This window comes from Kitasatospora sp. CB01950, assembly GCF_001905465.1.
GTDB lineage: Bacteria > Actinomycetota > Actinomycetes > Streptomycetales > Streptomycetaceae > Kitasatospora.
In genome coordinates this window covers 398,949-416,626 of sequence record NZ_LISX01000007.1, presented here as the reverse complement: position 1 = coordinate 416,626, position 17,678 = coordinate 398,949, and the positions used below count along the sequence as shown (strand labels likewise).

The following is a 17,678-nucleotide window of genomic DNA, read 5'->3' as shown; positions in this document are numbered from 1 at the left end:
GGGTGAAGGGGGGCGGGCGGGCGGAGGTGGCGGGGTGGGGTTGGTTGGTGGGGGGGGGGGGCGGTGGGTTTGATGGGGGGCCTACGGGGGGCGTGGTTAGGATCTGCGGGTATGGGGCTGGTTGGGGTTTGGCGTGGGTGGGTGAGGCGTCGGCGGGTGGTGGTGGCCGGGGGCGCGGTGGTGGCGTTGTTGGTGGGGGGTGGGGTGGTGGCCCTGGGGGCGGGGGCTCCGGCGGGGGTGCAGCGGGAGGATCGGTTTCTGGAGGTGTCGGAGGGGGTTCGGATCGACACCTCGTTCTTCACGTCGGGTGGGGCGGGGCGGCGTCCGGCGGTGTTGTTGGCGCACGGGTTCGGCGGGTCGAAGGAGAGCGAGCGGCAGCGGGCCGAGGAGTTGGCGCGGGCCGGGTACGCGGTGTTGACGTGGTCGGCGCGGGGGTTCGGGCAGTCGTCCGGGCAGATCGGGTTGAACGAGCCGGAGCGTGAGGTCGCGGACGTGTCGCGGCTGGTGGACTGGCTGGCGCAGCGTCCCGAGGTGCAGTTGGACGGGGAGGGCGATCCGCGGGTCGGGGTGACGGGTGCGTCGTACGGTGGGGCGGTGTCGCTGCTGGCGGCCGGGTACGACAAGCGGATTGATGCGATCGCGCCGCAGATCACCTGGTGGAACCTGGCGGATGCGCTGTTTCCGCAGGCGGCGCAGGGGAGTTCGGCCGCCGACGGGGTGTTCAAGAAGCTGTGGGCGGGGATCTTCTTCACCACCGGTTCGGCGTCCGGCCCGGGGTTGGGCGGGCCGACGCAGCAGGCCGAGGGGCCGGTGGGGTGCGGGCGGTTCCGGGACGAGCTGTGCGCGATGTACAACCGGGTGGCGGCGGCCGGGCGGCCGGACGCGGATGCGGTGCGGGTGTTGGAGCGGTCGAGTCCGTCGTCGGTGGCGGAGCGGATCAAGGTGCCGACGCTGGTGGTCCAGGGGCAGCAGGATTCGTTGTTCCCGTTGGATCAGGGCGACCGGATCGCGAAGGCGGTGGCCGCGAACGGTGCGCCGGTGGCGGTGGACTGGTTCGGGGCGGGCCACGACGGCGGGCAGGAGACCAGTACGCGGGTCGACGACCGGGTGACCGCGTGGTTCGACCACTGGTTGAAGGGCGGAGCGGGTTCGACCGGTCCGGCGTTCCGGGTGACGCGGACCGGCGGGGTGGATTCCACGGGCTTCCAGGCGGTGCTGCGGGGTGCGGATGCCGACAGCTATCCCGGGCTCGGCGGAACGGCGCAGCGCAGCGTCGAGTTGACGGGGCGTGAGCAGCGGATCGCGAATCCGCCGGGCGGTGCGCCGCCGAACATCTCGACGCTGCCGGGGATCGGGGCGCTGTCCCAGCTGTCCTCGGTGGGGGCGGGGCTGTCGATCGACTTTCCCGGGCAGTTCGCGGCGTTCGACTCCGCTCCGCTGGGGAGCCCGTTGCATCTGACGGGCGCGCCGACGGTGGCGGTGCGGGTGACGGCGGACGTGCCGGAGGCGGTGCTGTTCGCGAAGGTGTACGACGTCGCGCCGGACGGGAAGCAGTCGCTGCCGCAGCAGTTGGCGGCCCCGCTGCGGGTGACCGGCGCGGACGCGGCGGGCGGGCGGACGGTGCAGGTGACGCTGCCGGCCGTGGACCACGAGTTCCCGGCCGGGCACCGGCTGCGGCTGGTGCTGGCGTCCACCGACCTGGCGTACGCGTCGCCCGCGCAGGCCGCCACGTACACGGTGGCCGCGGCCGGGCCGCTGAGCGTGCCGACGGTGGACGGGCTGCGCACCGAGGCCGCGCCGGTGCCGAACCGGACGTGGGTGCTGCCGCTGGTGGCGCTGGCGATCGGTGCGCTGCTGGTGTTCGCGCGGCGTCGGCGGGTGGCGGCGCCGGCGCCGGACCCGGAGCTGGCCGGGGTGCCGTTGCAGATCACCGGGCTGTCGAAGAAGTACAAGGGTTCGGTGGACCGTTACGCGGTGCGGGAGTTGTCGTTCCGGGTGGAGGCCGGGCAGGTGCTCGGCCTGCTCGGGCCGAACGGCGCGGGCAAGACCACCACGCTGCGGATGCTGATGGGGCTGATCCGCCCGGACGAGGGCGAGATCCGGGTGTTCGGGCATGCGATCCGGCCGGGTGCGCCGGTGCTGTCGCGGGTCGGGGCGTTCGTCGAGGGCGCGGGTTTCCTGCCGCACCTGAGCGGGCGGGCCAACCTGGAGTCGTACTGGGCGGCCACCGGGCGGCCCGTCGAGGACGCGCACTTCGCGGAGGCGCTGGAGATCGCCGGGCTCGGCGAGGCGTTGGAGCGCGCGGTGCGGACGTACTCGCAGGGCATGCGGCAGCGGCTGGCGATCGCGCAGGCCATGCTGGGACTGCCCGATCTGCTGATCCTGGACGAGCCGACCAACGGGCTCGACCCGCCGCAGATCCGCGAGATGCGGGAGGTGATGGTCCGGTACGCCGCCGCGGGCCGTACGGTCATCGTCTCCAGCCATCTGCTCGCCGAGGTCGAGCAGTCGTGCACGCACCTGGTGGTGATGGAGCGCGGCCGGCTGGTGGCGGCCGGGCCGACGGCCGGGATCACCGGTGCGGGCGAGCAGTTGTCGGTGAGTGTCGAGGACGGGTTCGTCGAGACGGAGGCGGCGGCGGTCGCGGAGAAGCTGGCCGCGCTGGCCGGTGTCGAGTCGGTGCAGGTGGTGGACGGTGGGCTGCTGGTCCGGTTGGACGGGTTGGCGGTGAGCCGGCTGACCGCCGAACTGGTGCGCCTGGGCGTGCCGGTGGCGGGCATCGGCCCGCATCGACGGCTGGAGGACGCGTTCCTGGCCCTGATCGGAGGTGCGGCGTGAGTGCGGTGACGGAGACGGCTGCCGTTGGTTATCGGCCCGGGCGGACGCTGCCGCTGCGGGTCGAGGCGATGCGGCAGTTGCGGCGGCGTCGGACGCTGGTGATCGGCGGGGTGCTGGCCGCGTTGCCGTTCGTCGTGTTGGCGGCTTTTCAGATCGGCGGGACGCCGGGGCGGGAGAACCGCACCACGTTCATCGAGCTGGCCACCGCGTCCGGCGCGAACTTCGCCACCACGCTGCTGTTCATGGGCACCGGGTTCCTGCTGGTGATCCCGGTGGCGCTGTTCTGCGGCGACACCGTGGCCTCCGAGGCGAGTTGGTCCTCACTGCGCTACCTGCTGGCGGCGCCGGTGCCGCGGGCCCGGTTGCTGGCGCGGAAGTTCACCGTGGCGATGATGTTCTCGGCCGCGGCGGTGGTGCTGCTGCCGGCGGTCGGGCTGGTGGTCGGCACCGCCGCGTACGGGTGGGGCGACCTGAAGCTCCCGACCGGGGCGACGCTCTCCGCGACGGAGGCGTTGCCGCGCCTGGCGCTCGCCGTGCTGTACGTGTTCCTCGCCGAAGCGGTGGTCGGCGCGCTGGCGTTCTGGCTCTCCACGGCGACGGACGCGCCGCTCGGCGCGGTGGGCGGGGCGGTGTTCGCGTCGATCATCACCGGGGTGCTGGACGCCGTCACGGCGCTGGGCTCGCTGCGGGAGTGGTTCCCGGCGCACTGGCAGTACGCGTGGGCGGACGCACTGCAGCCGCAGTTGGAGTGGGGCGGGATGGTGCAGGGCGTGGTGCTGTCGCTGTCGTACGCGGTGATTCTGCTGGCGCTGGCGTTCCGCGGGTTCGCGACGAAGGACGTGGTGTCCTGACAGCCGGTCGGAAGCCCCGGAAGGCTCCGGCCGGCGGGAGCCGGGGGGTCAGCGGGCGCCGTCGCGGAGCAGGAGCAGGTCGAGGGACCGGGTGTGGGCGTGGGAGGCCCAGGTGGGGAGGTGTTCGGTGAGGAACCAGGCGGCCTCTTCGAGGTCCTCGTCCGCCAGGTGGGCGGTGGGGTGGTCGGGGAGGGCCGCGGGGTCGAGGGCGGCCAGGTCGGCGAGGACGGCCGGGAGTGCGGCGTGCGGGGTGAGGGTCGGGTGGGGCCAGGGCCGGTCGTCGGTGGCGCCGTCCGGCCAGGGCCAGCGGCGGGACCAGAGTGCGGCCAGCGCGGGCAGGTTCAACTCGCGGAAGACATCGGTGAGTTCGTCCCAGTGGCGGCCGGCGAGGGCGGCCTCGCCGAGCGGGGTGCCGAGGGTGCCCGCGAGGGCGGGCAGCAGGGCGGTGTAGCGGGAGTCCGCGTCGGCGCGCAGGCGGCCGGCGAGCAGCTCGGTGAGCGCGGCGGAGCGCGGGATGCCCGGCAGTCCGGCCACGCCCGAGCCGGGCAGGCGCAGCAGCAGCGCGGCGTCCACCGCGAAGGCGGTGACGTACTGTTCGGCCATGTCCGGCACTCTTCCCGAGGGGTGTGACAACTCCGGTGCGGTGGAGGGGAGTCGGGTCAGGAGAAGCGGAAGAGCTGGGACCTGTCGCCGGGTGAGCAGGTGGGGGTGGTCGGGGCGGGCTGGTTCGGGGTGGATCCGCCGCCGTTCGAACCGCCGCTGTTGGATCCGCCGCCGTTGGAGCCTCCGCCGCCCGAACCGGCGTTGGAGCCACCGGTGTTGCTGCCGCCGCCGGTGGTGTTGGTGGAGCCGCCGTTGGAACTGCCGGAGTCGGAACCGTTGTTCGTGCCCTGGTCGGGCGTGCCGCCGGGCTGGACGGGGTTGCCGGCCGCGTCGGTGGACGGCGGGGCGGAGGGCTGGGGCTGGGCGGGGTCGCTGCCCTGGGCGGCGCCGGACGGGGTGCCGGACGGGCCGGTCTCGCCGGCCGAACCTGCCTGGGGCCTCTGGGTGTTGGTGGACTCGACGGTGGTCGGGCGGTTCTGCCAGGGCAGCAGTTCCAGCTGCTGGGCGGTCACCCCGCCGCCGGTGACCAGGACCAGCGGCAGCACCAGGGTGACCAGCCGCCGGCGGCCGGCGGGCGCGGGCCGCGGGGGCTCGGTGACGGCGTCCGCGGCGACGACGGGCGGATCGCCGGGCGACGGTTCGTTGATCGCCACGACGGCGCCCAGGGCGGCCGGGGTGGACATCGCCTGCCGGGCGGCGACGGCCATCGCCGCAGCGTCCGGGTAGCGATCGCCGGGCTGCTTGGCGAGGGACTTCACGACCACCGCGCGCACCGGCGCGGGCACCGACCCCGGCAGCTCCGGCACCGGCTCGCGGATGTGCTTGAGCACCACCTCCAGCGGGGTGCCGCCGGTGAACGGCGGCTTCCCGGCGAGGAGTTCGTACAGCACCACGCCGACCGAGTACAGGTCGGAGGCGGCCGAGGCGTCGTTGCCCTCGGCGCGCTCCGGGGCCATGTACAGGGCGGTGCCGATCACCGCGTGCGAGGTGGTGATCCGGGTGTCGGCCAGCGTGCGGGCGATGCCGAAGTCGGTGACGGTGACCCGGCCGTCCTGGTCGATCATCAGGTTCGACGGCTTGATGTCCCGGTGCACGATGCCCTGCTGGTGTGCGGCGTGCAGAGCGTCCAGCACCTGTGCCGCGACGTCCAGCGCCCGGTCCGGGGGGAAGCTGCCGCGGCCCTTGGCCTTGTCCAGCGGGCGGCCGGTCAGCAGCTCCATCACGATGTACGCGATCCTCGCGGACGGGTCGGAGGCGTCCTCGCCGTAGTCGTGGATGTGCACCACGCCGCGGTGGTTCATCGCCGCCAGCACGGTCGCCTCGCGGCGGAACCGGGCCGCGAAGACCTCGTCCTCCATCAGCGCCGGAAGCACGATCTTCACCGCGACCTGACGGCCCAGCACCTGGTCGTCCGCGCGCCAGACCTCGCCCATGGCACCGCTGCCGAGCCGCTCGGTGAGGGCATAGCGGCCCCCGAGCACCGTCCCCCGACCCCACATGTCCCGTTTCCCCCGAGCCTGGTGTACGAAGTGTCAGCAAAGAGTCTGGCCCGACCGGTCACCCGAAGGGAAGTCGGGACCCGGCCCTCTTCGCGCGGCGACTCTACACGCCGTCGGGGCACGTTCGTTCGAGCGGAGAGGTTGTACTGACGCACGGTCAATCAGCGGGCCGAGCGGGAGATATCCGGAGGAATCGCGCAGTGACGATCGACTTCACCACCGGCCGGCCCCAGGCACGTCCGCTGGACGTCCGGTGGAACCACGGTTCGCCGTCGGCCAAGCACAACACCGATCCGGACCTGCAGGTCCACGTGTACGACGAGCACACCGTCATCCTGCGGCAGAACATGGCGGTCAACTACGAAGCGCCGTTCCTGTACCTGCTGTTCGGCAACGAGCGGGCCGTGCTGATCGACACCGGGGCCACCGCCGAGGCCGCGTACCTGCCGTTGCGGCGGACGGTGGACGAGCTGATCGAGGGGTGGCTGGCGAAGAATCCCCGGGAGGACTACCGGCTGCTGGTGGTGCACACCCACGCGCACGGCGACCACGTCGCCGGGGACGGGCAGTTCGCGGACCGGCCCGGGACGGAGCTGGTGCCGGCCGGGAAGGACAGCGCGTGGCCGTTCTTCGGCTTCGACGAGGACCCGGAGGCCGTCGCACGGATCGACCTCGGCGGGCGGGTGCTGGAGTGCCTGGCCACCCCCGGGCACCACGCCGCCTCGGTCACCTACTACGACCCGTGGAGCGGTTTCCTGCTCACCGGCGACACCGTCTACCCCGGCCGGCTCTACATCGACGACTGGGCCGCGTTCGCGCAGACCATCGACCGGCTGGTCGAGTTCGCCGAACGGCGGCCCGTCACGCACGTGCTCGGGTGCCACATCGAGATGTCGATCCGGCCGGGGGTGGACTATCCCATCCGGTACACGTACCAGCCGTACGAGGCCCCGCTGGAGCTCGCCGTCGCGCACCTGTACGAGATCCGGGGCGCGCTCGGTGCGGTGGCGGCGAGCGGCGGGGAACCGCGGCGGGTGGTGCTGCCGCGGTTCATCCTGTGGCCGAGCGAATAGCCGGGCCGATTGTCAGCGGCGCAGACGGGCCTCCTCGGCGAGGGACTCCACCAGGGCCTCCACCCGCTCGGGCGGGAGGCCGCGGGAGACGAACCAGGCGCCGACGTTGCGCACGTCGCGCTCCAGGAACGACAGGCCGCGGGGGTTCGCCACGACGTCCACGATCTGCGGGACGTCGATGATCACCAGGCGGCCGTGGTGGACCAGGATGTTGTACGCCGAGAGGTCTCCGTGCGCGTAGCCGTCGTACGCGAGGAGTGCGAGGCTGCGGCCCAGCTGCTCCCAGAGGTCTTCGACGTCGGCCTCCTCGGCGCGCAGTTGGGCCAGGCGCGGCGCGGCCGTGCCGGCCTCGTCGCCGATGAACTCCATCAGGATCTCGGTGCCGGTGATCTGCACCGGGTACGGCACGGCGACCCCCGCCGACCACAGGCGGCACAGCGCCGCGAACTCGGCGGCCGCCCACTGGCCGGCGATCGCCTCCTTGCCGAAGGCCGTCCGCTTCGCCATCGCGCGGCTGACCCGGGACTCCTTGTGCTGGCGGCCCTCCAGGTAGCCGGAATCGCGGTGGAACATGCGGTGCTGGGAATCGCGGTAGCGCTTGGCGGCCATCAGAGTGCGGCGCTCGGTGCCGGGGACGGCGCGCTCCAGCAGGAAGACGTCGGCCTCCTTGCCGGTCTTCACGATGCCGAATTCGGTGTCCACGGCGGCGAGTTCGGTGACCACCCAGCCGGGGCGGGGCTCCGGGCCCTTCTCGGTGGGGGTGGACTGGTCCCACGTGGACCAGCGGTCGCCCATCGGGGGGCCGTCGGGGGCGGACCGGGGCTCGTCCTCGAAGTCGGCGGAGTCGTCGGAGTCGTCGAACTCCTGGGAGTCCTCGAAGGCCTCGGAGGGGAAGTACAGGTACTCGGGCTCGGCGTCGTCGAAACGGTCGGCCTTGCGGCCGCGACGAGAAGCGCCCTTGGGGCGGATACGGGAGAAGGAATCGCTGTCGGCAAAGCGCTCGCGCACTGCGGTGGCTCCTGAGGAGTGGCCCACCGGGGCGCGGATCGATGCGCTGTCAGCCGGTGGGGAGAAGACGGTGGGAGGAGGCGTATGGCGCGCAGGCGAAAGCGCGCCGCGTCACGGCGGCAACCATCCTGGCCACACCTCCTCTCTCGTCTCGCCGACCGCAGCGCAGACGCGTGCGGACGGAACGGGCACTACCTTAGCGAGCGGGTCGAGCGATGCAAACGGTTTTTTCGAGGGGGAGATCGCACGGCCTGCCCGCCCCCACCGCGGGGGGCGGGCAGGCCGTGCGTCGTGTCAGCCGAGGGGCAGAACGAGACGGGCCGCGGCTCCGGAGTCGGAGCCCACCGTCAGGGTGGTGAGGGGCGTGTTGGCGTCGGAGTAGAGCTTGTCCTTGGCGTTGACCACGAGCAGCAGCTTGTGCCCGGCCGCGACGTCGTAGGCGGCGGCCTGGAGACGCCACGTCACCGTGCGGCTCTTGCCGGCCGCGACGTCGGTGAGGGTGAACGGCTCGTGGGTGATGATGCGGGCGGTGCCGTCGGGGGCGAGGTCGAAGAGGTAGGCCACCAGCGTGGCACTCGACCCGGCGGGGGTGACGGTCAGGGTGAGCTCCGGGACGCCGCGCACCCGGCGGGCGCTGGCGGCGGAGGTCCAGGTGGCGAGGTAGCGGCGGTCGAACTTCCCCGTGACGTAGCTCTTCGGGTTGCCCTGCCACTCCTCCCGGCCGGTGACCATCAGGTCGTCGACGGCGGTGGCCTCGGTGAGCTCGCCGGTGGTGAACGACGCCTTCCAGCCGGCGGCCGGGGCGGCGGCGAGCGTCCCGTTCTGCCCGCCGTCCAGGTACAGCGTCTCGGTGCTGGTGCTGACGTCGGCCCAACTCGGGTGGCTCTCGCGGACGGTGGGCTCGAACATCACCTGGCTCTTGACCGGCTCCCAGCTCGGCACCTCGTTGGCGACGCCGAGGATGTGGTGGTCGAGCCAGGCCAGGGCCTCGTCCACGGGGGCGTTCGGGCCGGGGACGGTCAGCCCGGCGCCCTCGGGGGCGGCGTGGTCGCCGATCCACAGGTTCAGGCGCTTGGGGACGGTTAGCCGCTCGAAGTGCTCCACGACCTGGTTGACCGGGAACAGCGTCTCGTGCCAGGTGTTGGAGAAGAACGTGGGCACGCCGCGGGCGTTGGTCTGGTCGACGTAGGAGGCGGGGGTGCGCTCCTTGCCCCAGGCCACCACCTCGTCCAGGTTGGCTCCCTCGCGGAAGTCCGCGAACAGCTGGCGGGTGGCCGGGTCGAACTTGCGCTCCTCCGGCCCGCCGGTGAACGCGATCAGGGCCTCGACGGCGGCCAGGTGCCGGGTCTCGTTGAGGTACAGCGAATCGGCCAGGTCGCCCCAGGTGCTGAGCGCGACCACCGCGTCGACGCGGCCCGCCGGGTCGTGGGCGGCGACCAGCTGGCTGATGCCCGACCCGTAGGACTCGCCGAAGAACGCGACCCGGCTCGGGGCGAAGTGCTGCTGCGCGTAGTCGATCACCGTGGAGCCGTCGGCCCAGTCGGAGGGACCGGCCACGTCCACCGTGCCGCCGGAGGTGAACGGGGCGTCGATGAAGCCGCCGCCGGGGATCGGGAAGGTCTGGCCGATGCCGCGCGGGGTGTAGGCGAGCACGTGGTAGCCGCGCAGCGCGAGGCGCAGGTACAGGTGGGCGAAGAGCGTCCAGCCCAGCGGCGTCCACCCGGACGGCACGATCACCACCGGGCGCGGCTCGTCGGTGTTGAGCCGGATGGTGAACGCGGAGAGCCGCACCCCGTCGTCCGCGGTGATCCGCGGCAGGCCGATGGTCGCCTTCGCCTTCACCTGGTCGACGAGCTCCTGCAACTCCGCAGGCAGCAGCGGCTGTTCGGCGGCGCCCGCGAGGGTGGCGACCAGCGCCTCGGCCAGGCCGACGGCGTCGGGCGAGACCTTGGTGCCCGAGGCGTAGATGCCGGCGGTCCGGAGGTTCGTCAACCGGTCTGCGGTGAAGGGGGTGGTGCCGTCTTCGGGAGTGCTCATCAGTCGATGCCTTTCGCAAGGGCAGGAAATCAGCGCTCTCATGGTCAACGTGGGGCGGCCTGCGTACTGCTGTTGCGTGATTCGTTCACCCGAAAGGGTGGCGAAGACTGTGATCGCTTGACGATCCGATCATGGAGTAACCTTCCCTATCAGGTGCCGGATAGGGAATGATGCGGAAGGATGCGGCGTGCAGGAGTTCTACTCCGTCGAGGACGTGGCCGAGCTGCTGGGGCTGCACGTGAAGACCGTCCGGGGCTATGTCCGGGACGGGAAGCTGAAGGCCGTGCGGATCGGGAAGCAGTACCGGATCGCGCGGGCGGAGGTGGAGGCGTTCACCGGCGGCGGGGCGGCGGGGCCTTCGCGGGCGGAGGTCTCGGCGGAGGTCTCGGCGGTGGTGCAGGTGGACGGGCTGGGGCGCGGGGACGCGGACCGGCTGGTCACGGCGGTGCTGGCGGCGGCGGGCGCGTGGTCCTCGGGGGAGTCGCGGCCGTTGTGGGTGCAGGCGGTCCGGGACGAGTCGCGCGGTGCGTTGCGGTTCGTGGTGCTGGGGCCGCCGCGGCGGGTGGGGGATGTGCTCGGGTTGATCGACGACATGACGGGAGACATGCGGTGACGGCGGTTCAGGAGCTGGGCGGGGTCCAGGTGTTGGTGTGTGCGGCGGAGGGGGAGCCGGTCGCGGGGGAGCAGGACGCGGTGGACCTGCTGGGGAACGCCTACTACCTGGGGGCGTCCTGGGTGGCGGTGCCGGTGGGGCGGTTCGGGGAGGAGTTCTTCCGGCTGCGCAGCGGAGTCGCGGGCGGGGTGGTGCAGAAGTTCGCCCAGTACCGGATGGGTCTCGCGGTGGTGGGGGACGTCGCGCCGCACGTGGAGCGGTCGGACGCGTTGCGGGACTTCGTGCGGGAGAGCAACCGCGGGCTGCAGCTGTGGTTCGTCGGGGATCTGGACGAGCTGGCGGGCCGGCTGGCCGGGTGAGCGGCGCCCGGGCCCCTCGCATTTGACACGCTTCCAAAAATCGCAAAAAGTAGATACGACATCGGCGGAGCGAGTCGGGAGGCGGATCGTGGACCCACTGGCCGTGTACAAGGCGTTGGCCAACCCGGCGCGCCTGCAGTTCCTGGAGTGGTTGAAGAACCCGGCCGAGCACTTCGACGAGAGTGCCTACCGTGAGCAGGGCCTGGGGTTCCACATCGGGGTCTGCGTCGGTGACATCCAGGCGCGGTCCGGCCTCTCGCAGTCCGTGGTGTCCAGCTACCTGCAGTCGATGAAGGACGCCGGCCTGCTGGAGTCCGAGCGGATCGGCAAGTGGACGTACTACCGGCGCAACGAAGGAACGATCCGGGCGCTCGCGGCCCACATCGCCGACGAGCTCTGACTCCAGGCCTGTTCGCAGTCCCCGTGTCTTCACTGCGGGCTTTCATATCTAGAAACCGCGATACATGAATATGATCCCGCCCCGCTCTCCCACAGGAAGACGATCATGAGAAGAAGTACCCCGGCCGTCCTGGCGCTCGCCGTCGGAGTCTTCGGCATCATCACCACCGAGATGGGCATCGTCGGAGTGCTGCCGCAGCTCGCCGCCCGGCTGCACGTCAGCGCCTCCACCGCGGGGCTGCTCGTCGGATCCTTCGCCCTGGTCGTGGCCGTGTCCGGGCCGTTCATGACCCTCGCGGCCTCCCGCCTCGACCGTCGGGCCGTCCTGGCGGCCGCCATGGGCGTCTTCGCCGTCTCGAACGCCGTCTATGCGCTCACCACGCACTTCGCGGTGATGCTCGCGTTCCGGGTGGTGCCCGCGCTGGTCCATCCGGTGTTCTTCTCGGTCGCGCTCGCCACGGCGGTGCGCCTCGGTCGGCCGGAGGATGCGACCCGCGCCACCGCCCGGGTGTTCGCGGGCATCACGGCGGGCTTCGCCTTCGGCGTGCCGTTCACGTCCTACCTGGCGGACCACTTCTCGCTGCAGGCGGCGTTCTGGTTCGGCGCGGCCGTCAACCTGCTCGGCCTGATCGGCGTCCTGCGCTTCCTGCCCGCGCTGCCGTCCGGTGAACGGCTGTCCTACGGCAGCCAGTTGGGGGTGCTGCGCAGCGGGCGGAGCTGGCTGACCATCGCCTCGGTCGTCCTCGTGTTCGCGGCGCTCTTCTCGGTGTACGGCTACTTCGCCGAGTACCTCGGGGCCGTCACCGGGGTGGGCGGCTCCCGGATCAGTGCGCTGCTCATAGTGTTCGGCATCGTCATGATCGTCGGCAACTTCGCCTTCGCGGCCCTGCTGCGGGCCGGCGCCGTCCGCACCGTGCTGCTCTTCCCGGTCCTGTGCGCAGTCGTCTACGTCCTGGTCTTCGCCTTCGGCGGGCGCGTGGCGCCCATGATCGCTCTCGTTCCGGTGTGGGCGGCCGTGCACTCCGGCGGGCTCATCGTGTGCCAGCACTGGCTGGGCCGTGACACACAGGACGCGCCCGAGTTCGGCAACAGCCTGTTCGTCTCGTTCTCGAACCTGGGCATCACCGTCGGTACGGCCGTGGGGGGTTGGGCGCTCGCCGCCCGGGGCGCCCGGTCGCTTCCCTGGGTCGGCGCCGGGTTCGCCCTGGTCGCGCTGGCGGTCGTGGTGCTGCGGCTGGCCCTGGACAGGCGCGTCGACGTGACGGCGGACCGTCGGGGTGTCGACGCCGAAGTGAACTCCGGGGTTATGCAGGCCAGTTGATCCGGCCGTGAGGGGTTCCGGCGTGAGGTGACATGTGCAATTGTACATGTCATAGGCCGCTGAGCAGGCGCTCGGCAGCCTCCCCCACCCTCCGCCGTGTCCCCCCAAGACGCGGCGTCATATCGGCCCGGAGGCCCCCACGTGCGAACCTTCCGGATACCGTTCGCGTCCCTCACGCGAACGTGGAGCCTGTTGCTCTCCCTCTGCCTGGCACTCGGATTCCTGGCCTCGTTCGGCCGGGACGCCCAGGCTGTCACCGACGCCAAGCCCGAGAAGGCGTCGAATTCGTCGAAGTCGGCGCCGCGCAGCACCGAGGCGGCCGAGCGTCTCAAGGACGCCGACCACGATGTGCGGGCGGACGCCAGCAAGCGGCCGCCGCTGAGCGTGAAGGGCGAGCCGAAGCAGGCGAAGTCCCTTGCGGCAGCGGCCGCGTGCAACGTGTCCGACTTCACCGGGAAGACCGGCGGCGCGCTGGTCGCCCAGATCAAGTCCGTCACGGTGGACTGCGTCAACTCGCTGTTCCTGCTCAAGGGCAACGACGCGAAGCTGGCGTTCAACGAGGCGCAGATGGTGAGCGTCGCCAACGCGATGCGCGACGTCTCCGCCAACTACCCGGGTGACGACTCGACCTCGGCCACCCAGCTGGTGCTGTACCTGCGCGCCGGGTACTACGTGCAGTGGTACAACCCGGACGTGGTCGGCCCGTACGGCACCAACCTCAAGTACGCGATCGAAGGCGCGCTGGACGCGTTCTTCGCCTCCTCGCACTCCCAGGACGTGACCGACGCCAACGGCGCCACGCTGGGCGAGGCGGTCACGCTGATCGACAGCGCGGCCGAGAACGCCCGCTACCTGTCGGTCGTCAAGCGGCTGCTGAACGGCTACAACAGCAGCTACGACAGCTCCTGGTACATGGTCAACGCCGTCAACAACGTGTACACGGTGCTCTGGCGCGGCCACCAGAACAGCGACTTCCTGCCGGCCGTGCAGGCCGACCCGAGCGTGCTCGACACCCTGCAGGCGTTCGCCACCCGCAACAACGCCCTGCTCGGCGGGACCAACGACTTCCTGGTCACCAACTCGGGACGCGAACTGGGCCGGTTCCTGAAGGACCCGGAGATGCAGACCAAGGTCCGGCCGCTGGTGAAGAGCCTGCTGGACCAGACCTCGATCACCGGGCGGACCGCGACGATGTGGGCGGTCCTGGCCGAGATGACGGACTCCTACGACAAGGACAACTGCGCCTACTACGGCACCTGTGACCTGGCGAACCGGCTGAAGGCGGCCGTGCTGACGGTCAACTACACCTGCAGCCCCAGCATCAAGATCATCGCCCAGGCGCTGACGGCGGACCAGCTGGCCACCGCGTGCACCAGCCTGAAGGGCCAGGACGCGTACTTCCACGGCGTGGTCCGGGACAAGGGCGCGGTCGCGGACGACAACAACTCCACCATCGAGGTGGTGGTGTTCCACTCGCGCAACGACTACCAGACCTACGCCGGCGTCATCTTCGACATGTCCACCGACAACGGCGGCATGTACCTGGAGGGCAAGCCGGCCACGGTCGGCAACCAGCCGCGGTTCATCGCCTACGAGGCCGACTGGGTCCGCCCGGCCTTCGAGATCTGGAACCTCAACCACGAGTACACCCACTACCTCGACGGCCGGTTCGACATGTACGGCGACTTCGACGCCGGCATGACCACCCCGACCGTCTGGTGGGTCGAGGGCTTCGCCGAGTACATCTCCTACGGGTACCGGGGCGTCGAGTACACCGACGCGATCGAGCAGGCCGGGCAGCACACCTACGCGCTGTCCACCCTGTTCGACACCACGTACGACAACGCCGACCAGACCCGGGTCTACAACTGGGGCTACCTGGCGGTCCGCTACATGCTCGAATCGCACCGCTCGGACATGGACGCCGTGCTCGCCAAGTACCGCGTCGGTGACTGGGACGGCGCCCGGACGATCCTGAAGACCACCATCGGCAGCCGCTACGACGCCGACTTCAACGCCTGGCTGACCGCCTGCAACACCGGCAACTGCGGCCCGACCGTGCCGAGCACCCCCGAGTGCAGCGGCTCCGACACCCGGCAGCTCGACCGGGACTGCCGCCGATCGAACGTCGCCGCCACCGTCCAGAACTACGCGTACTTCTACCTGTACGTGCCGGCCGGCACCCCCAGCCTCACCGTCACCGTCTCCGGCGGCACCGGCAACGCCGACCTGTACTACAACGGCAGCAACTGGGCCACCACCGGCTCGTACACCGCCAAGTCCACCGGCAGCGGCAACACCGAGACGCTGACCATCACCAACCCGCCCGCCGGCTACAACTACATCAGCCTGTACGCCCAGCAGGGCTTCAGCGGCGCGGCCGTCAGCACCACCTACTGACCCGCACGCCCGAACGGCCCGGCCCACCCACCGGTGGGCCGGGCTCCGGCGCGTTCCGGGATGGGAGATCATGGAGGGTCGACCACCCCGCACCGAGGAGTCCACCCGTGGCCGAGATCGTCCTGTTCCACTCCGCGTACGGCCTGCGCCCGGCCGTGCACCGGGCCGCCGACAAGCTGCGCGAGGCCGGGCACACCGTACACACCCCCGACCTGTACGAGGGCCGCACCTTCGACGAGCCGGAGGAGGGCACGGCGTACCGCGACGAGGTCGGCAACGACGAGCTGCTGCGCCGGGCCGTCACCGCCGTCGCCCCGCTGCTGCCCGCCAAGCACGGGCTGGTGTACGCCGGCTTCTCGCTCGGCGGGTCGCTCGCCCAGAACCTGGCGCTGGCCGACGAGCAGGCCCGCGGGCTGGTGCTCCTGCACGGCACCTCCGACCTGCGGGAGGACGCCGCCACCGAGATCGCCGTGCAACTGCACGTCGCCCAGCCGGACGCGTACGAGTCCGACGACTGGCTGAACACCTGGTACCTGCAGATGGTCCGGGCCGGCGGCGACGTCGAGGTGCACCGCTACCGGGGCGCCGGGCACCTGTACACCGACCCCGAACTGCCGGACTGGGACGCCGAGGCCGACCGACGGACCTGGGTGGCCGCGCTGGCGTTCCTCGCCGAGCTCGACGCGGAGGCCGAGGCGGAGGACACCGCGGAGGCCGACGCGCAGGACTGACCGGCCGTCAGTCGGCGAACCGGACCGTGCGGGTGGCCGCGTCGGGCTCCAGGAACTCCACCAGGCGCTCGCCCTCGGCCGCCAGCTCGGCCCGCTGCCCGTGCGGGACGAGCGGAGTGAGCGTCAGCACGGCCGCGCCGCGCTTCGCCTCGTGCGCCCAGGTGCCCGCCACCCGGCCGTCCACCAGGTAGGAGGCCAGCAGGGTGCCGTTCACCGCCCGGTACACCTGCCGGTGGATGTCGGCGGGCAGCATCCTGGTCCGGTCGGCGTGCGAGAGCAGCGCCGCGTCCCACTTCGGCAGGAAACGGACCGGCAGTTCGCGGCCCGGGTCGGGGACCGGCGGCGCGTCCGGGAGGTCGAGCAGCTCCCGGCCGGCCTCGTCCCGGTAGCGGACCAGCTCGCCGAGTTCGGCCAGCGCCGGGTCGACCTGCCGCAGCTTCAGCCCGCCGAAGTGCGCGATGTCGGCGCGCGAGGCCGGTCCGTACCCGGCCAGGTAGCGGCGCACCAGCCGGGCCGTGGCCTCCGGTTCGGGCGGCAACTCGCCCTGCCACAGCACGAATCGGGGCTTGCCGTGGGCCCGCCAGTGCCCGGACGGGGCGACGTGCACCAGCGGGACCAGGGCGCGGGCGAAGTGCAGCAGGTCCGCGGGTCGGATCCGCCCCTTCGACGCCTCGGCCAGCTGGGCGCGCAGCTCCTCGGCGGAGCGCGGCACGGCGGCGAACTCCCGTAGCGAGGCGGTGAGTCCGTCCTCGTCCAGGCCCGCGTCCCGGTGCCGGCCGCGCAGGTCGGTGAGCCACTGGCGGCGCCAGGCGGCCGCCAGGTGACCGTAGTCCTCGCCCGGCACCAGGTGCAGGGTGCCGCGCATCAGCGTCGACTTCACCACGCTGCCGTCCACCAGCGCCGCCTCCAACTCCCGGTACCCGAAGCCCGGCAGCCGGGCCCACAGCGCCAGGTGCGGCGACGGCGAGTACTGCGCCTGCAGCGCCGCCAGCCGCCGCACCGCCTCGGCGGCGGGCAACGGCCGGTCGCGGTCCAGCAGTTGGCGCTCGAAGTAGCCGACCGTCAACTCGCGGGCGGTCAGCGTTCGGACGGCGGGGGGCATCGTCGGGCTCCTCTCGGCGACGACCGAACCAACAGCCGGTCAGGACATCGGCGGGGTGGTCGGCGGTTGGTGGTGGGAGTGAGGCGGCGCGGGCGGGGCGGGGGGATAGCCGGGCGCACCGGCGGGCGGCGCGGGCGGAGCCAGGGGGTAGCCGGGCGCACCGGCGGGCGGGGCCGGGGGACAGGCGTACGCGGCGCCGGGGCCGCCGGCGGGCGGCTGCGGCAGTCCGGGCTGCGGCGCGTGCGGGTGGGGGAAGGGGAAGGGCGGCTGCGGTACCGGCCCCGCGGCCGCGCCGCCCCACGGGCCGGGCGCGGCGCCCGGCTGCCCGAAGCCCGGCTGCGGGTGCAGCGGCGCGGCGTCCGGGGTGCGGGTGGCGGCCACCACCACGGCGACGGCCAGGGCGATCAACACGTCAAGCGGCAGCGTCAGGGTCAGCAGCAGGTGACCGAACGGCTTGTACACGTAGTCGTTGCCGGCGTTGCCCCCGGTGAACAGGAGGACCAGCTGATTCAGCGAGAGGTACGCGTTGACGGCGGTCAGCGGAATCGCCGCGCCGCGCACCCAGCGGCCGCCCGCGAACGCGCCGAACACGACGGCGACCGTCGCCAGCAGGTACGCGGTGCTCCAGCCGAAGAAACCGACCGGGGCCGGCACGACGTGCTCGTACGAGAAGCCGAGCGCCGTCGGCAGGTACGACAGGCCGTCGCCCTGCACCAAGTCGTAGCCGAGGACGCCGAGCAGGGCGATGAGCTGCAACAACATGAGCACGCCGATTCCGGGCAGGCCGCGGACGGTCGGCCGGGCAGTGGGCAGAGGCGATGGTGCGAAGGCCATGGCAGGGTTC

14 protein-coding genes and 1 pseudogene are annotated in these 17,678 nt (G+C 72.1%); 9 read left to right on the top strand and 6 right to left on the bottom strand.

What is annotated here, in order from left to right:
- Nucleotides 1–111: 111 nt before the first annotated feature.
- Together AMK19_RS20480 and AMK19_RS20475 are read left to right on the top strand one after the other, a co-directional pair.
- Nucleotides 112–2,838, top strand: coding sequence for an alpha/beta fold hydrolase (locus AMK19_RS20480; RefSeq protein ID WP_073813765.1), 2,727 nt, complete (start codon nucleotides 112–114; stop codon nucleotides 2,836–2,838).
- Nucleotides 2,835–3,689: an ABC transporter permease gene (locus AMK19_RS20475; protein ID WP_073813763.1), complete on the top strand. Its 855-nt coding sequence runs from the start codon at nucleotides 2,835–2,837 to the stop codon at nucleotides 3,687–3,689. Before AMK19_RS20480 ends, AMK19_RS20475 begins: the two co-directional genes overlap by 4 nt.
- Nucleotides 3,690–3,737: 48 nt before the next feature.
- Here AMK19_RS20475 and AMK19_RS20470 read toward each other — a convergent pair whose 3' ends face one another.
- Together AMK19_RS20470 and AMK19_RS38145 are read right to left on the bottom strand one after the other, a co-directional pair.
- Entirely contained in the window at nucleotides 3,738–4,292 is a 555-nt protein-coding gene (locus AMK19_RS20470) for a hypothetical protein (RefSeq protein ID WP_073813761.1), read from the bottom strand.
- A 56-nt stretch (nucleotides 4,293–4,348) separates the two neighbouring features.
- Nucleotides 4,349–5,791 (bottom strand): serine/threonine-protein kinase, encoded by a 1,443-nt coding sequence (locus AMK19_RS38145; protein WP_073813759.1) that lies wholly within the window; start codon nucleotides 5,789–5,791, stop codon nucleotides 4,349–4,351.
- A 200-nt stretch (nucleotides 5,792–5,991) separates the two neighbouring features.
- On the opposite strand from AMK19_RS38145, the gene AMK19_RS20460 reads away from it, so the two are divergent.
- Nucleotides 5,992–6,864 (top strand): MBL fold metallo-hydrolase, encoded by an 873-nt coding sequence (locus tag AMK19_RS20460; protein ID WP_073813757.1) that lies wholly within the window; start codon nucleotides 5,992–5,994, stop codon nucleotides 6,862–6,864.
- Nucleotides 6,865–6,876: 12 nt separating this feature from the next.
- Here AMK19_RS20460 and AMK19_RS20455 read toward each other — a convergent pair whose 3' ends face one another.
- Both AMK19_RS20455 and AMK19_RS20450 read right to left on the bottom strand, forming a co-directional pair.
- Complete coding sequence (locus AMK19_RS20455; RefSeq protein ID WP_083647119.1) at nucleotides 6,877–7,872, bottom strand: serine protein kinase RIO; 996 nt, start codon at nucleotides 7,870–7,872, stop codon at nucleotides 6,877–6,879.
- A 294-nt stretch (nucleotides 7,873–8,166) separates the two neighbouring features.
- Complete coding sequence (locus AMK19_RS20450; RefSeq protein WP_073813755.1) at nucleotides 8,167–9,909, bottom strand: CocE/NonD family hydrolase; 1,743 nt, start codon at nucleotides 9,907–9,909, stop codon at nucleotides 8,167–8,169.
- A 187-nt stretch (nucleotides 9,910–10,096) separates the two neighbouring features.
- Here AMK19_RS20450 and AMK19_RS20445 point away from each other — a divergent pair, with 187 nt between their 5' ends.
- The 6 genes and pseudogenes from AMK19_RS20445 to AMK19_RS20420 all read left to right on the top strand — a co-directional run.
- On the top strand, nucleotides 10,097–10,522 hold the full coding sequence (locus AMK19_RS20445) for a helix-turn-helix domain-containing protein (protein WP_073813753.1): 426 nt from the start codon (nucleotides 10,097–10,099) through the stop codon (nucleotides 10,520–10,522).
- A complete protein-coding gene (locus AMK19_RS20440) occupies nucleotides 10,519–10,881 on the top strand; it encodes a DUF4180 domain-containing protein (protein WP_073813751.1) in 363 nt (120 codons plus the stop codon). Before AMK19_RS20445 ends, AMK19_RS20440 begins: the two co-directional genes overlap by 4 nt.
- 88 nt (nucleotides 10,882–10,969) lie before the next feature.
- Nucleotides 10,970–11,281, top strand: a complete 312-nt coding sequence (locus AMK19_RS20435) for an ArsR/SmtB family transcription factor (protein ID WP_073813749.1) — start codon at nucleotides 10,970–10,972, stop codon at nucleotides 11,279–11,281.
- A gap of 105 nt (nucleotides 11,282–11,386) precedes the next feature.
- Nucleotides 11,387–12,601 (top strand): MFS transporter, encoded by a 1,215-nt coding sequence (locus tag AMK19_RS20430; RefSeq protein WP_073813747.1) that lies wholly within the window; start codon nucleotides 11,387–11,389, stop codon nucleotides 12,599–12,601.
- A 192-nt stretch (nucleotides 12,602–12,793) separates the two neighbouring features.
- Nucleotides 12,794–15,001: a M9 family metallopeptidase gene (locus AMK19_RS20425; protein ID WP_241844493.1), complete on the top strand. Its 2,208-nt coding sequence runs from the start codon at nucleotides 12,794–12,796 to the stop codon at nucleotides 14,999–15,001.
- A gap of 101 nt (nucleotides 15,002–15,102) precedes the next feature.
- A pseudogene (locus AMK19_RS20420) lies at nucleotides 15,103–15,732 on the top strand (dienelactone hydrolase family protein); the annotation flags it as partial.
- Nucleotides 15,733–15,739: 7 nt separating this feature from the next.
- Here the strand turns inward: AMK19_RS20420 and AMK19_RS20415 are convergent.
- Both AMK19_RS20415 and AMK19_RS20410 read right to left on the bottom strand, forming a co-directional pair.
- Complete coding sequence (locus AMK19_RS20415; protein ID WP_073813743.1) at nucleotides 15,740–16,834, bottom strand: winged helix DNA-binding domain-containing protein; 1,095 nt, start codon at nucleotides 16,832–16,834, stop codon at nucleotides 15,740–15,742.
- A 39-nt stretch (nucleotides 16,835–16,873) separates the two neighbouring features.
- A complete protein-coding gene (locus AMK19_RS20410; RefSeq protein WP_143200308.1) occupies nucleotides 16,874–17,668 on the bottom strand; it encodes a hypothetical protein in 795 nt (264 codons plus the stop codon).
- Between the last annotated feature and the right edge of the window lie 10 nt (nucleotides 17,669–17,678).

Excerpts from the sequence above, each read along its gene's own strand:
- AMK19_RS20480 (WP_073813765.1), top strand. The coding sequence starts at position 112 with ATGGGGCTGGTTGGGGTTTGGCGTGGGTGGGTGAGGCGTCGGCGGGTG.
- AMK19_RS20415 (WP_073813743.1), bottom strand. The coding sequence starts at position 16,834 with ATGCCCCCCGCCGTCCGAACGCTGACCGCCCGCGAGTTGACGGTCGGC.
- AMK19_RS20430 (WP_073813747.1), top strand. The coding sequence starts at position 11,387 with ATGAGAAGAAGTACCCCGGCCGTCCTGGCGCTCGCCGTCGGAGTCTTC.
- AMK19_RS38145 (WP_073813759.1), bottom strand. The coding sequence starts at position 5,791 with ATGTGGGGTCGGGGGACGGTGCTCGGGGGCCGCTATGCCCTCACCGAG.
- AMK19_RS20410 (WP_143200308.1), bottom strand. The coding sequence starts at position 17,668 with ATGGCCTTCGCACCATCGCCTCTGCCCACTGCCCGGCCGACCGTCCGC.
- AMK19_RS20470 (WP_073813761.1), bottom strand. The coding sequence starts at position 4,292 with ATGGCCGAACAGTACGTCACCGCCTTCGCGGTGGACGCCGCGCTGCTG.
- AMK19_RS20450 (WP_073813755.1), bottom strand. The coding sequence starts at position 9,909 with ATGAGCACTCCCGAAGACGGCACCACCCCCTTCACCGCAGACCGGTTG.